The organism is Microvirga sp. M2, from assembly GCF_047497095.1.
Lineage (GTDB): Bacteria > Pseudomonadota > Alphaproteobacteria > Rhizobiales > Beijerinckiaceae > Microvirga.
The window spans coordinates 338,789-354,001 of the sequence record NZ_CP134065.1 but is presented as its reverse complement, the minus strand read 5'-3'; the positions used below and the strand labels follow the sequence as shown (position 1 = coordinate 354,001).

General features: G+C 58.4%; 6 protein-coding genes and 1 pseudogene. 6 read left to right on the top strand and 1 reads right to left on the bottom strand.

The genetic code is table 11. The annotated features are described in order from the left end of the window. The first annotated feature begins 611 nt into the window (after nt 1–611). From RE429_RS30285 to RE429_RS30260, 6 genes and pseudogenes are all read left to right on the top strand, one after another. Nucleotides 612–3,299 (top strand): EAL domain-containing protein, encoded by a 2,688-nt coding sequence (locus RE429_RS30285; RefSeq protein ID WP_414476000.1) that lies wholly within the window; start codon nt 612–614, stop codon nt 3,297–3,299. Nucleotides 3,300–3,431: 132 nt separating this feature from the next. Then, a pseudogene (locus RE429_RS30280) lies at nt 3,432–4,141 on the top strand (IS6 family transposase). Between the two features lie 466 nt (nt 4,142–4,607). After that, nucleotides 4,608–10,154, top strand: a complete 5,547-nt coding sequence (locus RE429_RS30275; RefSeq protein ID WP_414475999.1) for a multicopper oxidase domain-containing protein — start codon at nt 4,608–4,610, stop codon at nt 10,152–10,154. Between the two features lie 9 nt (nt 10,155–10,163). Then, the gene (locus RE429_RS30270) at nt 10,164–12,230 is read left to right on the top strand and encodes a YncE family protein (protein WP_414475998.1); all 2,067 of its coding nucleotides are present in this window, start codon (nt 10,164–10,166) and stop codon (nt 12,228–12,230) included. Beyond that, the gene (locus RE429_RS30265) at nt 12,227–13,741 is read left to right on the top strand and encodes a hypothetical protein (protein WP_414475997.1); all 1,515 of its coding nucleotides are present in this window, start codon (nt 12,227–12,229) and stop codon (nt 13,739–13,741) included. Before RE429_RS30270 ends, RE429_RS30265 begins: the two co-directional genes overlap by 4 nt. A gap of 16 nt (nt 13,742–13,757) precedes the next feature. After that, complete coding sequence (locus tag RE429_RS30260) at nt 13,758–14,330, top strand: hypothetical protein (protein WP_414475996.1); 573 nt, start codon at nt 13,758–13,760, stop codon at nt 14,328–14,330. Between the two features lie 110 nt (nt 14,331–14,440). Here RE429_RS30260 and RE429_RS30255 read toward each other — a convergent pair whose 3' ends face one another. Beyond that, nucleotides 14,441–15,118, bottom strand: a complete 678-nt coding sequence (locus RE429_RS30255; protein WP_414475995.1) for an IS6 family transposase — start codon at nt 15,116–15,118, stop codon at nt 14,441–14,443. Nucleotides 15,119–15,213 lie beyond the last annotated feature (95 nt).

The window sequence follows — 15,213 nt, the reverse complement described above, 5'->3', positions numbered from 1 at the left end:
TGCGTCGGGTCCCGGGGCACGAAAAAGCCCTCCAGCAGCGGGAGGGCTCGGGTTCCGACGCTTACGCGCGGGCGATCAGGCGCACGCTACCCCCTCCGGCCAGTCTCCTGCTGGTCGGGCCTGCGCATTCGTGCGGCAAGGTGGCGGCGGTACATATCAGTCCTCATCTATCGTGCCGTCATTTATGCCTCGGGCAGAGATGCCGATCAAGGCGCTCCCCGTCTGCCCCAAGAGATGTTCGCGGTTGATTGCTGTGAATCCGCATCGAAAACGGACCCTTGAGCCGACTGCCGCCACGCACACAATGTTGCTAACGAATTCGTAGCGTCGGCGGGGTCATCATCGGCGCCGATTGTGACCCCGCCGGATTTCAGTTTTGTGTCGCTTCACCAAGGCGTTGCGCTTCCCTTGCGAGGGGTCAAAGCTTCGGTGCGGATTCAGACTTAGGTTCTCACCGGGTGCGATCCTCGCACGATCATCTACCCCGGTTCCTTTGTCGAATGGATTTCCAGAGGCTTCTCTGGCTTATTCTGATCAGGGCCAGATTGTGGCCTGTAATACACAGATATCGTTGAAGTCCCGCCCGATGCCCCTCACCAAGAAATTGCCTCGTGATCTCCATTTCCTGGTGTAAGAACCTGCTTGCTCGCAACCCGGTCCTGAACGTTCTGGTTCTGGCCGCGGTCTTCAACTTGTTCTGCGCGGTCCTCGTTTACGATGAACGGGGGAACGCCTTTGACCAGGCGAGGGCGGCTGCAGGCAATCTTGTTGCGTCGGTGAGCCGCGACATCTCCCGCAATATCGAGATCATCGATCTGACGATCCAAAAGGTTATCGACCGGGTCAATCAGCCCGGGTTCGCTGGGCTGGCTTCTGATCTTCAGCGCCAGTTGCTGTTCGATCAGGTTGCCACGGCGCAATACTTCGCCGCCATCGCCGTCGTCGATGAAACCGGGAGGCTACGGTATCACTCCCGTTTCATGGATCCGGATATCATTAACGTCGCACAGAACCAGTACTTCACCGTTCATCGCGATCGTCCGGATGTAGGGCTCTACATTTCGCTCCCCATCAAGAGCCCGGTCGGTCTTGGGTGGGGCCTCGTGTTCAGTCGGCGGCTCTCCTACCCAGATGGCCGGTTCGCTGGAGTCGCGTATGTCGGCCTGGGTCTGGACTACTTCATCGATCTGTTCCGTAGGATGGACCTTGGACCGAATGGCTCCATGTCGCTCATGAGAGCGGACAGAAAGGTCCTCGTGCGCGAGCCATTCAACGAGAAGCATCTCGCCATGGATATGAGCGGGGCGGAGCTTTATCGTCATTATCCGAAGGTGCGTTCAGGATCGTTCGAGGCCAGTTCCTCGCCAATCGATGGAGTTCCGCGGCTCTACACGTTCACTCAAGTCGGGGATTTCCCCTTGACGATCAGCGTAGGACGCTCCCTGCAGGATGTCTATGCCGCCTGGTGGAGCCGAGCCCTGGCGATCGGCGGCATCGTGCTAGCCTTGACCGGGGCCATGATCGCCCTGGCTCTGAGCCTGCGGCGGGAGTTCCGGTGGAGGCGAGCCGCGCACCAAGAGGCGTTGCATAACGAAGCACTGTTCCGTGGGGCCATGAAGGGAGCGGGCATCGGAACGGCGCTTCTGCACCTCGACGGAACCGTGTTCACGGTCAACTCGGCCTTTTGTCGGCTGTTCGGATTTTCCGAAGGGGAGATGCTGTCCAAGACGGCCGCCGACCTGACGCCTCCGGATGACGATCCACCAGATGATGGCCCGCTCTTGAGAGGAGAGATCGACGTCGTCGAGAGCGAACGGCGCTTGGTGCGCAAAGATGGTGCGGAAGTCTGGGTCCTCAGGTCTGCCTCTCTCCTGCGGGACGAGGCAGGCAAGCCCGCCTACATGATCGTGCAATACCAGGACATTACAGCCCGGCGCGAGGCCGAGGAGCGGCTCAGATACAACGCAACCCATGACGAACTAACCGGTCTTCTGAATCGCTCAGCCTTCGAGCAGAAGCTCGAAGAGGCTCTCGCGGAAAGCCGTAACACCGGCGTCAAGCATGCCCTGGCCTTTGTGGATCTCGACCGGCTGAAGATGATTAACGATTCCGCCGGCCATGTCGCCGGTGACGCCCTGTTGCGGGGTGTGGCAGGAGCCTTGCCTAATTACCTCCGCGAAGGCGATGTCATCGGCCGGCTCGGCGGGGATGAGTTTGGCATCATCCTGCTCGGTTGTTCCCTTGATGATGCGACAGTGATCCTTGAGGGCCTCCATACCGCGGCCAGTGCTATCCAGTTCCCTTGGGATGGTCGCAGCTATAGCGTCGGGGCCAGCATCGGGGTGACCGAAATTACGCCCAGCACCCTTTCCCCAAGCGCTGTCCTGGCTCAGGCGGATGTCGCCTGCCTGACGGCCAAGATGGCAGGTCGGAACCGGGTCAGCCTATACCGCCCCGAGCAGAGCGAAGCTGTCGAACGCCATCGCGAGATCGCTGTCGCTGCCGGAATCAAACTCGCCATAGAAGAGGGCCGGTTGCGGCTGTTTGCTCAGAGGATTGTCGCGTGTGCGGATACGACCCAGGAACGGTATGAGGTTCTGGTGCGGATGGTGGACAGAGATGGGTCGATCGTCCCGCCCTCCGTCTTTATACCGGCAGCGGAACGGTATGATCTCATTGGGGCAATCGACCGGTGGGTCGTACAGGAAGCGCTGACCTTTATTGGACGGGCAGGCTGCCTTGAGCGCGATACCCAGATCCACCTCAACCTGTCGGCAACCTCGATCGGCGATACTTCATTCGTAGCTTACGTGCTTGAGACTCTTGAAGATACCGGTGTCGCGCCAGAGATCCTGGTCTTCGAGATCACGGAAACGGCCTTGGTCAGCAATATGGCCGTGGCAGCCACCACAGTCGGTAGGCTGCGGGAGATGGGATGCCAGATTGCGCTGGATGATTTCGGCGTTGGCCTGAGTTCGTTCAACTACCTGCGCCAATTCCCGGTCGATATCGTCAAAATCGACGGAAGCTTCGTTCGAAACATGACGACGAATGCGGTGGATCGCTACATCGTCAAATCCATTCACCAGATTGCGCAAGAACTCGGCGCGCAGACGGTTGCTGAGTTTGTCGAGGATCAGGCGGCCTTCGAATTGGTCTCGTCCTTAGGGATCACTTTCGCCCAGGGCTACGCAGTCCACAGGCCTGCGCCCTTCGAAGCGATTTTGGCAGATCATGGAATCGGGGCCGACGCGTGCGAGGTTTGTCGGAGAACGCCACAGTCGAGCTCTCCTAGCTAGTGTCAGATTTTTGTACCAGGCATTGTGACATCACCGAAGGCGTCGATCCGCTTGGTTAAGACAACGCGGCATTCCGGTTTCGTTGCGAACCGTTTGTTACAGAGTTTTACCTACTGCTCCCTTGCTTTAGGGATGGAGAGTAGCGTCTTCAAGGGCAGACATTTTGATCGCTCAGTGATCCTGCTGTGTGTGCGGTGGTATCTGGCCTACAATCTGAGCCTGAGAAATCTCGAGGAGATGAGTGCCGAGCGCGACATCTCGGTTGACCACGCGACGGTGCACAGATGGGTTATACGTTATTAGCCCGAATTGCTGGAGCGCTTTAACCGGCGCAAAAGGGCCGTGACTGGCAGATGCCACATTGATGAGACTACGGCGAAGTCCGAGGCCAGTGGCCGTATCTCTACCGTGCAATCGGCAACAACGGCGATATTGTCGAATTCTGGTTCAGCGAGCGGCGCAGCCCCACGGCCGCGAAGCGATTTCTGCGCAAGGCGCTTAAGCGGCACGGCCGACCTGAGAGGATTGTGATCGACAGCAGTCAAACCAATCGCGAGGAGATCCTGTCGCGTGATGCAGGGAGCCGTCTGCAGGATCGCTCAAGTCGCCAGCTGAAGCCGATCCGGGTCCGGCAGAGCCGCTACTTGAACAATCGAATTGAGCAGGATCACCGGGCGATCAAGCGGCGGATCCGGCCGATGCTCGGGTTCCAATCCGCGGCCACGGCCCGTGTGATCCTCGGCGGCATCGAGATGGTGCACATGATGCGCAAACAGCAGGCGAAGTACGCCTGCAAGATTCAACTGTCGCTGGGCGAGCAGTTTGATCGGCTCGCCGTATAGGGGTTTACATGCCCCTCTCGCGGAAATTCTGTCGATGGCGAGGGTTTGCGAAGCCAACTGACCTCGTCTCTGATATGGCTATGCTCGGTTAGTGATGCCGATGTCCAAAGAGGAACGGATCCCGCGAGGACCCTCATCTGTGCCGCCGCGCACCTGCCGGAACTATCCTAAAGTAAAAGCGCTAATTCACGCGTTGACAATACCAATAACTTAGCGGACCCTATACACAAAATAGGACCGCAAGATCATTAATCTGATTCCGTCGGGGCTATTCGGCCAGAATGGAGAGTTCTCCATGTTCTGTCGCTCTCTCCCTTTGCTTGTCAGCAGTCTCTTTCTATTTGGATTTAGCTCATTTGAAGCTGGGGTCGCCGCTACAGCTGGGCAATCTCAGAAAGGCGTATCCAGTGGCCCATCTCGGTCCGAGGTCGTTTGCCAACCCGACAATACTGTCACAGCCTACGTCGTGGCACTCGAGCAGGTCTATTACTATGACAGGTTTGGGAGCTTCAATCCTGGGGGCATGCTTTACGCGCTGCGCCGCGATGTTGTTGTAAGTCAAGACTACGATGAAGCCCGAGTGACCGATAACGCTGACCAGATGGAGCGGAGCACTCATCCCAGAGACGGCGATCCAATTTCGCTGAAACCTGGCTCCCCGAGCGATGAACGCCGTCTTGCCGGTCATGTCCGATTGCGACCGGACAAGCGCCCAAGACCGCTCGTTCTACGCGTGAATGCCGGAGACTGCCTGAAGGTTGTCTTTACGAACCTCCTCAGTCCCGGCCGGGACGGGGAAGAGCATGTCATTGATCCCGAAACCGGCAGAACCATCTCCATTGACTCCGACGAACCTGCCACGCGCTCAGCATCAATACACGTCAATGGCTTGGAGCTGTCCGGCTCAGTGGTGTCCGATGGCACGAATGTGGGCTTCAATTTCTCCTCCCTCGCGGCACCGGGGGAAACCAGGACCTATACCTGGATCGCGAAACAGGAGGGCGGTTACCTTCTCCACTCAATGGCCGCACCCGCCGGCGGGGAGGGAGACGGCGGGCAGCTCGGTCTGGGCCTATTTGGATCGATCAATGTCGAACCGCAAGGATCGAGCTGGTATCGGTCCCAAGTGACGGGTGATCAACTCAAGTCGGCAACCACGGGCACGTCCGCGCATGGTACCCCTCAGATCAACTATGGTGCTCTCGATTCCCAGGGAGTGCCGATCCTGTCTATGCTTAAGCTTTCAGACGCACCGGATGCGGCGTGGGAACTGATCCACAGTGATATCAACGCTATCATCGATCCGCGAGAGCAAGGCGAAAATTGCGGTGTCATCACTAGCCCGGGCTCGAGTTGCGGTGTTCCGTTTCGCGAGTTCACAGTCATCTTCCATGACGAAATCACGGCGATCCAGGCTTTTCATCAGCTTGATGACGAACAGAACCCAATCAGCGCCCTCAAAGACGGGATGGGCATCAATTACGGCTCTGCCGGTCTTGGAGCAATGGTCCTTGCGAATCGTGCTGGTGTGGGTCCGGCTCGGAATTGCACCGAGTGCAAGCTTGAAGAGTTCTTCCTCACCTCCTGGGCTATGGGGGATCCTGCGCTTGTTGTCGAACGAGATGAGAACAATAGAGCTGTTCGTGCCCTGTATCCGGACGATCCGTCCAACGTGCATCATTCCTATCTAGGTGACGCCGTGCGGTTCCGAAACCTCCACGCTGGACCGAAGGAAACCCACGTCTTTCATCTTCACGCACACCAGTGGACGCAAGACTGGCATGATCCCAACTCGGTTTATCTCGACTCTCAAACGATCTCTCCTGGAGCATCTTTTACGTACGAAGTTCATTACGGCGGTTCCGGCAACCGGAACCTGACTCCGGGAGATTCCATCTTTCACTGCCATCTCTATCCGCACTTCGCCCAAGGCATGTGGGAGCTCTGGCGCACGCACGACGTCTTCGAGGCAGGAACTCGCGACCGGTGGTTGCCAGACGGTGAGATTGCCGGCGGCACGCCGAATCCAGCTGTTGTGCCGATGCCCGACATCCCGCTCCCGCCTCTCCCGACCTCCGGATTCCAGGGTTACCCGTTCTATATCGCGGGTATCGCGGGACATCGTCCTCCCCAGGCCCCGCTTGATATCGATCCCTCGGCTTACGCCGGAGATCCTGCACAAACACTCATGCGCCATGTCGTCATGGCAGGAGAGCGTGAGACCGGCACCACCCTCTTCGGAAAAGACACGAGTGGAAACCCAACCGACCTCGAAAGGAAATACTTCGATACGAGCATTCCAGAAGCCGATCCGATGGGGCAGACGAATCGCGTCGCATCGCGTGTCCGCGAGCAGAACGCCGATCCATCACTATTCTCTCTGGCCGCCAAATTGACAAAGGCCTGGATTCGCAAGCTACCCCTTGACGGGACGCCGGAAGAGCGGACTGCGATGGACTTTCATCACGGTATTGCGTCAAATGCGGTTAAGATAGCTCGATCCCAATTCGGTGTTCCTGAGACGGGATATCCAACGTGCCTTGCCGATGGAACCTGCGACACGCCACAGAACCGCATTCTTTTCCGGGTGAACGGGTATGCTCCCAAGCCTGGGGCGCCCTTCGCCGATCCCTGTCCGCAGAATTTCTATGTCGGTCGGAAGGACGACAACCCGAACGATCAATCGAAATGGATGGATCTGCCGCCAGAACGACGTTATCGTGCCACCTATCTTCAGTTCGACATGCCGGTAAACAAGCACGGCTGGCACGATCCTCAGGCCCGCATCATTGCTCTGGAACAGGATGCCAAGGCTATTCTCGACCATACACGCGCGCCGGAACCATTCTTCTTCCGGGCCAATTCAGGCGAATGCGTTGTCTTCGAAGCCACGAACCTGATTCCATCCAACCTCAATCTTGATGATTTTCAAGTGTTCACTCCGACCGACACAATTGGCCAGCATATTCATCTCGTGAAGTTCGATGTGACCTCGTCCGACGGGTCCGGAAACGGCTGGAATTACGAGGACGGAACGTTCTCACCTGACGAAATCCGGGAACGTATCATCGCCAACAACGCGTTCAAAGGCACGGCGGAATTAAAGCCGCTCACTCATCGCCTCTTCCGTGCGGGTGGACCTCTTGCAGGCGACACCCGCGGTCAATGTCCGGAAACGCTGTCGGCTGACCCGAAGACGGCTGAAGAGGAACTGGCCGCACATCCCTGGTGCGGTGCTCAATCAACCATTCAGCGCTGGTGGGCGGATCCGCTTCTCAACCAGGACGGCCACGACCGCACGATCCGCACTGTGTTCACCCACGATCATTTCGGGCCGAGCTCCCACCAGCAGCATGGTCTCTATGCGGCTCTCGTGGTTGAACCAAACGGGTCGGCCTGGCAGACCCTCGCTGGCAAGCCGTTCGGCGGGCAAGGTGAGAACGGCCAGCCAATTGTCGGTCGTCCGGATGGTGGCCCGACATCGTACGCAGCCAATATCATCGAACCGACGGCGCCGGGGCGCCCCCCGGTCTCAACGCGCGAATACAATGTTGCGGTCGCTGACTACTCGCTGCTCTACACGGCACCGCCGCATAACAAGCCAATCAACCCCCCCGGACGGCTCGATCACGACCTCCCTCAGATGGTGTTCAATTCATCGCTTCCACGGCCTGAAGGGATCTCCGTCTCCGATCCCGGCAGCCAGCTTATGAACTACCGCAACGAGCCAGTGCCTCTCCGGGTCGGGCGCGAGAACTCACCGGGCAAGTGGTCCTTGAAGCCTTTCAATCCCTCCGATGGGGCAAGCATTGCCGCTTGCGAAGCCTCCCTGAGAGCCGTAAGGGATCCACGCTTAAACGAGTGTCAGCCGGAACCTGGCATGGAGCCAAATGGCGAGCAGTATGCCTGCACGACCCGGGTGCTCTCGACACTCTGCGATCGATCCGACTTGGCGAATGTGTTTTCGAGCCACGCCCATGCGGCCGATGACTCTGAAATCCGCAAGCGGATCGTTGCGGACAATCTACCCTATGACACCCGTCGGATCTTCCTCGATCAGTATCTCAAGCGCGATTGCGTCGATACGCCTGACCATAATTGCAACGAACCGGCCGGCATTCGCAGGGATGGAGATCCGGCAACGCCCATCTTGGCAGCGAAGGAAGGGGATGACGTTAACGTTCGACTGATTCAAGGCGCACAGGAAGAGAACCACATCTTCTTTATGAATGGCATGAAGTGGCTTGCAGTGCCGGGTTCGACAAACAGCGGCTACCGGTCCGCACAGCACATCGGCATCTCCGAACATTTTGAATTCAACGTCAACATCGAAGACCCGTCACCGCAACGAACGAAGGATCACCTCTACGGCACGACGGCGAGTGATAACTTGTGGGATGGGCAATGGGGCATCCTGCGGGTTGTTGGCGCTGACGAGCCACTGCCCGCGCTGGCTCCGCTCCCTTCGAACGGCGCAGTCGATCGCTTGGTCAATGTCGGCCAGAGCAACTGTGATGCCACCTTGCCGCGCCGTTTTTTCCAAGTCGAGGCATGGCGCCTGCGGGACATCGCCTCGAATGGCTCTCTGCGCTACCACGAGCGTCGCAATATTCATGACCCGGGTGCAATAATTTATGTCCTTGCAAGCGAAAGCCTGCAGCAGCCTGCGATCGGCAACGCTCCCCGGCCGCCAGCTCAAACGGTCCTGACGCGAAATCAGTCGGACCTAGTGCTCCTGAAATCGGGCGCTAAGACCCCTGAGCCCCTGATCTTGCGGGCGCGGGCTGGTGAATGCATCGAGCTCGAACTGACCAATATGCTCGGAGCGGATAAGGAGGACTTGTCAAATCCGGCTCACTGGAGCTGGAACATGATGCCTCCGATCACCGACGGGCTCAACTTCAACGATGTCAGGACATCCCGTGCGGTCGGTTTACATGCTCAACTCGTGGCAGGAAACGCCGTGCTCAACGACGGCTCTGCTGTCGGAACCAACGTGTCGAGCTTAGCCTATCCCTGTGACGCATCCGTTAGCCTTGAATTCTGCGGCTCCAATGCCAGCGTCACGGCTCCCGACGGAACCTACCTGTGGGACAACCGCGCTACCTATCGGTGGTACGCCGGCAACTGGAAGAAGGAGCCGCAGGACCGCAAACCAACTTTTACACCGGTGGAATTCGGTGTGATTGGGCTGCAGAACTTGGCTGACGTGATCAAGGGATCGTCTCATGGCACTATCGGCGCACTGATCATCGAGCCACAGGAGGCCATCTGGAGGACGGACTGCGATATTCTTCGAGGGGCAGCGACAGTTGACGATGCCAGCAAGCGCAACTGCCTCAATGCAGCGGCTACCGTTACGACACCAAGCGAGCGCCCGTTCCGAGAGTTCGTTCTGCTCTACCAAAACGACGTCAGTGTGCACTATCGTGGGGAGCCACTCGGAAACCTGCGCAACGGCGATGATTCCGAGGATTCCGGCCAGAAAGCATTCAATTATCGGCTCGAGCCGTTCTGGTCGAGGCTGAACGCGAATCCGTCCGCTGATCCGGGATCCATGATGGATTACAACTTCGTGAATGTGCTGTCATCCAAACCCGAGCATGGCCATGGTGATCCTTCAACACCTCTCTTCACGGCAGCAACCGGAACCCCGGTTCGATTCCGGATCGCACAGCCCTCAGGTCATCCGCGCAATGGCTCTTTTGCAGTGTCAGGCCACGATTGGGTCAACTATCCCTGGGCCAAAGATTCGACGGTACAGGTGGTCGATCCTGGCCCGCAAAACCGCGTTGGCGTCCTTAATGCAGTTGGGCCGGGGCGACACGACAATTTGTTGCTGGCGAGTGCGGGTGGGCAACAAAAACTAAGCGGCGACTATCTCTACCGTACGCCTATGGGATTCGCTTTCGGCGGCGGGCAGTGGGGCATCATGCGTGTGTTCAACCCGTCGCAGTGTGTGTCTGGCCTGGTCCTGGATAAACGAACTGGGCGCTATCAGGTATGTGAGTGAGGTGGGCCAATGCTCTCTCCTCTCCCCATCATCGCGACAATCCTGGCAGGCTTGTCCGCCGGCCCTGTGCTTGCTCCTCTCCCGGCCCAGTCCGACCTTTCCAATCTGATCGGTGCGGAACTTTGGGTGACAGCGGGTCAGGAAATTGCCGGGGAGACCGGTGCTAAGATCGTTCTCGCGAGCCAACCGAGTGCGCATGAACATGGTGGTCACGCCCCAACATCCCGCATAGACCCTGAAGCGCACGACGCGGCGAAGTCAGCGGCAAGCGTCGAGAGAATGACGTTATCGTTCGATCTGATCTCGGATGATCGCTCGAGCGTCACCGCCGGCAGGCCGGCGCGGGCTGTTCTGCGGATCACTGATGCCAAAACGGGCCAGCCGATCACAGGGCAGTCCGTCGCCGGATGGATGCTGCTCAGGCGTAATGCTCAGGTTGCCGCAGAGATGTCATGTAAAGCGAAGGCGCAACTCTTTACGCAAGGTCGCGTTACCGCCCGCCCGGATGTCGATCTCAACGCAAGCCGCCTCCTCGTGCTTGATCGCAGCGGATCGATCGCCGTCATTGATCCGCAGGTGAATTTCACGATCACGCAGATGCAGAGTGTGATCCCGCTGCCTGGCGCGCCTGGGGATTGGGGGCTCTCAGCCGACAGCCAAATGCTTTTTGTCAGTATCCCGATCTACGGTGCAGTCGCTGTCGTTGACTTGCGCAGTTTTCAGGTCGTGAACCTGCTGGAGTTCGGCAAGGGGACATTGCCGACCAGCATTATGCCGCTTCCCGATGGGCGCTTTGCAGTTTACCTGTCGGCAACGAACTCCGTCGCGATCGCAGGCCCGCAAGATGCTGAGCCACCCACGCCTATTCCCGTCGGATCGGGACCGGTCGCCCTGAGCATCAGGGAGGGTAGGCACCTCCATGTGGCTACATCGGATAAATCACTGTCGGTCATAGATTTGGCTGACCGGAGCTTGAAAGCCCAGACAAGTCTTGAACCTGGTGAGCATGTGCTCACCTACTCGAGGTCCGCCAACAACCTCTATGCAGCCAAGGTCGGGTCGGGGGCGATAGAGGTTTTTGAGCCTGGAAGCCTGCAACGTCATGGACGTATTGAAACAGGTGGGCACATCTTTTCGCTCGCGGCGACGCCCGACGGTTCCCATCTCGTGGTCCTCGATCGGGAGGCCAACGAAATGGTGCTGATTGAAGCAGGCTCTGGTGCTCTGGTCGACCGCAAGCCTGTTGCGCGGCAGCCCGTCGAAATTATGTTCTCTCACGATTACGCCTACATCCGCGGTCTGTCCGGTGACCATTTCACAGTGGTTGAACTCGCTGAACTCACCCGTGGCAGGATCGTGCCGCTGAACGTCCAGTCGGCTTCGCGTTCGATGACCGGACAGGAAGCGACGGCGCGAGCACGTCTTGTAACATCCTACGGCCATGGTGCGTTAATCGCTAATCCAGCGGAGAAAGTCGCCTACTACTATATGGAGGGGATGAACACGCCGATGGGCACGGTTCCGACCTACTCACCCACCGTCCAGGGAGTCTTGACCCTTGAGCGGGGTTTTCGGGAGACTGAGCCCGGCGTCTATGAAACGACAGCCGTTTTACCCTTCGGCGGGACGTACGACGTCCCTGTGATGATCGACACGCCCGATGCTGTGACGTGCTTTACGGCCGAAGCAAAACCGGCCGAGCCGGGTGCTAAGCCGGGATTTAGTCCGAACCTCCGCCTCGAGATAGTGGGCACACCATCCGCACGAGCACTGGAGCGCGGCAAGGTTGTTGTCAGGATCATAGATGCGCAAACCAATCAGCCGGTGAGTAACCTGCAGGACGTGCGCCTTCTGGCTTTTTCGTCGACGGGATCGTGGCAGGCTCGCAAATGGGCGGCTGACCTCGGAGATGGCCGCTATGAAACGGAGTGGATCTTTCCGCGCCCCGGCCGCTACGGGATCAGCACCGAGGTAGCATCGCGACGTCTCAAGGCGGCCGACCAGCCCCCGATCTACCTGAAAGTCGCCCCCTCAGAGCCACCAAATGTGACGGACACACAAGGAGAAGCGCCATGAGGATGCTCGTTCTCGCAGCAACGACCGCATTGCTGTCCGGCGCTGCCTCGGCCCAGATGGCGCATCAGTTCACCCTAATTGGGCATATCGAGAGCTTCACAGTCGACGACATGAGCAATCCCCTTTCATCAGCCAAGATGAAAGTTCATGGCGCGGAGGCGGTCCTTCCCTCCAACCTGATCATTCAGATGCCGGCGCGTTACCTGACGGCAAAGGACATCGTCGACCTCAATCCCAAAGCTCCTGGTGCCAATTCCGGTCTAGCGCTCAATGACACACCGCCTCCGCTGTCTTCGTACGAAGCGACCGTCGTCGGGAATATCGTGAACGGTCAATACGTCGCTGGGCTCGTTTGGATTTCCCAGCACTCCCTCGCCACTGGCTCAGGCTTCATCAAGGAGATCACCCCACAGGGCGAGATTCATCTCGTTGCCGATCCAGACGCTGCTGCGCCCCCTAACGTCACCCGAATTCGCATCAATGACCCGCATGGCATCTATGCGCCGCCCGATCCCAACGCAGACGAGCGCTTCATGGTCGATGAGGCCAATCCGACGATTCATGCAGGAACAGGGTATCCCATGTGCATCCAGCAGGCTTTGGTTCCAACTGAGTGTCCTGCCGCGAACCGTCCACTCAGTGGAGGCGGAAAACCCCTTACGACCTTCGTGATGGGTGGCGTCGGGTTGCCTGGTTCTCCGGCCGGTGCCTTCGATATCCCGCCATGCCCCGCCTGTGATCCTAGCAAGCAGGCACCGTTAAGAGATGGTGATTTTGTAACCTTCTCCGGAACGCTGGCGAGGGATCAGGTTGGGGACTATGTCTCGGTTCACACGCTCGAAGCCAACGTCGGTATCTACACCGCACCGGGTGCCGATCCAGCCTATGTCTTTGTTGAGGGTTCCCTCATCGGGACTCAAGGACCTCTTATGCCGCGCGATCCGGCGAACCCGGGCGTCACCTTTCCCCAAGAGACACAAGATCGCCTGAAGATCGAAGGTGTCACCACTGATCCGAGTCGGCGGATCGAACTTTATGCGATCGACGTCGATGCCACCACCGGCGACACCTCCCTACGTCTCTTCAACACGGTCCCCGCCCAACCGGCACCCCTCGGGCGCTTCCGCCTTATTCTGGGGGCCCGGGCGAACGCGCTCTTTGACGCCGACAACACGTTACGAGGAGCCCCGCGCGAACTCCTGGCACGGGTCGAGCGCGGAGCCGGATTGGAGGGGCAGCCGGTGCCAGTGGCTCCCGTGTTCGCCCACGGCCTGGTAGCCGGACAGTACGTTGCCCCCTTCGGAGAGTTCATCTTCCCGGAGAACAAGGTGTTTGGCGACCCGGTTCTTCCCAATAACTTCGCATGTTTGCCGTTTCTCTTGAACGGCTCAGGCCCGCTGGAAACAACGGCCAGCACCGGACCAGTGGTAGGCCCCCTCGATCCATGGCCTGATGTCGTGCCACGTCCCGCCACTGTTGAATGCGGTCCCCGGCCCAAGCCCGTTCCGTGAAGAGGGATGCTCTCCGATGCCTTTGGCGATCACAACAATGGCTAATCGCAACCTCATCTCGGCGGATCCGGATGCAGACTTCCAAGCTTGGAAGGGCATCGCAGGTGACGGGAATGTGCTGCGCTTCTCCCGGATCCGTTCGGGAAACAAGCGATGCTGGTGCACAATCAATGACCACGCGAGTTTCGTCCGCCTAACCCAAGGTCTCAGCTTCAATGGACATTTTGCAACTGATGGTGAAGCCGTCATTGCGACCAATCAGATGCCAGGAACGACGTTGAAGATTGGCTTCGACCCTCCAATCTTTGGGTTGGGCGTTGATATCGAGCCGATCCCCCCTGCAGTTGTGCCAGGTCAGACCTATCGTGTTGAGCTGACATTGAACAACACCCAAGTCGGTGAAAGCCAAACTCTCAGTGCGAATGGCACCATTGGAGCGTGCAAGTTCATCGCCGCCAAATCCGATAGGGATAATTTAGATGAAATCGAAATTCGCGTGTCTTTGATTGACAATACTGGACATGCGAATGCGGTCGACTTTGGGATCAACCGTTTGGAACTTCTCGCGCCGGTTGGCAATATTGCCTAATTCTCATCCCGAATTGATGACGCCCGACCCTATCAAGGTTGCGTCGCAAATTCTGGATGGTCCAAGGAGGTTAGGACTCTGTGAAACGCTTATGCGGCGAGCAGGTCAAACTACTGCGCGAGTGACGGCCGCAGATTGCAGGCGTACTTCGCCTGCTGTTTGCGCATCATGTGCACCATTTCGATGCCGCCGAGGATCACACGGGCCGTGGCCACGGATTGGAACCCGAGCATCGGCCGGATCCGCCGCTTGATCGCGCGATGATCCTGCTCAATCCGGTTATTCAAGTAGCGGCTCTGCCGGATTCTGATCGGCTTGAGCCGGCATCTTGAGCGGTCCTGCAGACGGCTCTCTGCATCACACAACAGGATCGCTTCTTTGTTGGTCTGGCTGCCATCGATCACGATCCGCTCGGGCCGGCCATGCCGCTTCAGCGCCTTGCGCAAGAAGCGTTGGGCGGCACTCAGATTGCGACGCTCACTGAACCAGAATTCGATCGTGTCACCGTTGCCGTCGATGGCGCGGTACAAGTACATCCATCGTCCGCGGACCTTGATGTAGGTTTCATCCACGTGCCATTTGCCGGTGGTTGGCCGCTTGCGCCGGTTGAATTGCTCCAACAGAAGCGGAGCATAATGCACTGTCCAACGATGGACGGTGGCATGGTCAACCGAGGTGCCGCGCTCGGCACTCATCTCCTCGAGATTTCGCAGGCTCAGGTTATTGGCGAGGTACCACCGGACGCAGAGCAGGATCACCGAGCGATCGAAATGTCGGCCTTTGAACATCTAAACCTCCGGAACTCGCCCGAGGGATAGACAGAACTGAGTTACTGAACGGTTTGCGACGGAGCCTTACCGGGAGCTGGGCCAATCCGCGCTTC

Excerpts from the sequence above, each read along its gene's own strand:
- RE429_RS30270 (WP_414475998.1), top strand. The coding sequence starts at position 10,164 with ATGCTCTCTCCTCTCCCCATCATCGCGACAATCCTGGCAGGCTTGTCC.
- RE429_RS30265 (WP_414475997.1), top strand. The coding sequence starts at position 12,227 with ATGAGGATGCTCGTTCTCGCAGCAACGACCGCATTGCTGTCCGGCGCT.
- RE429_RS30260 (WP_414475996.1), top strand. The coding sequence starts at position 13,758 with ATGCCTTTGGCGATCACAACAATGGCTAATCGCAACCTCATCTCGGCG.
- RE429_RS30255 (WP_414475995.1), bottom strand. The coding sequence starts at position 15,118 with ATGTTCAAAGGCCGACATTTCGATCGCTCGGTGATCCTGCTCTGCGTC.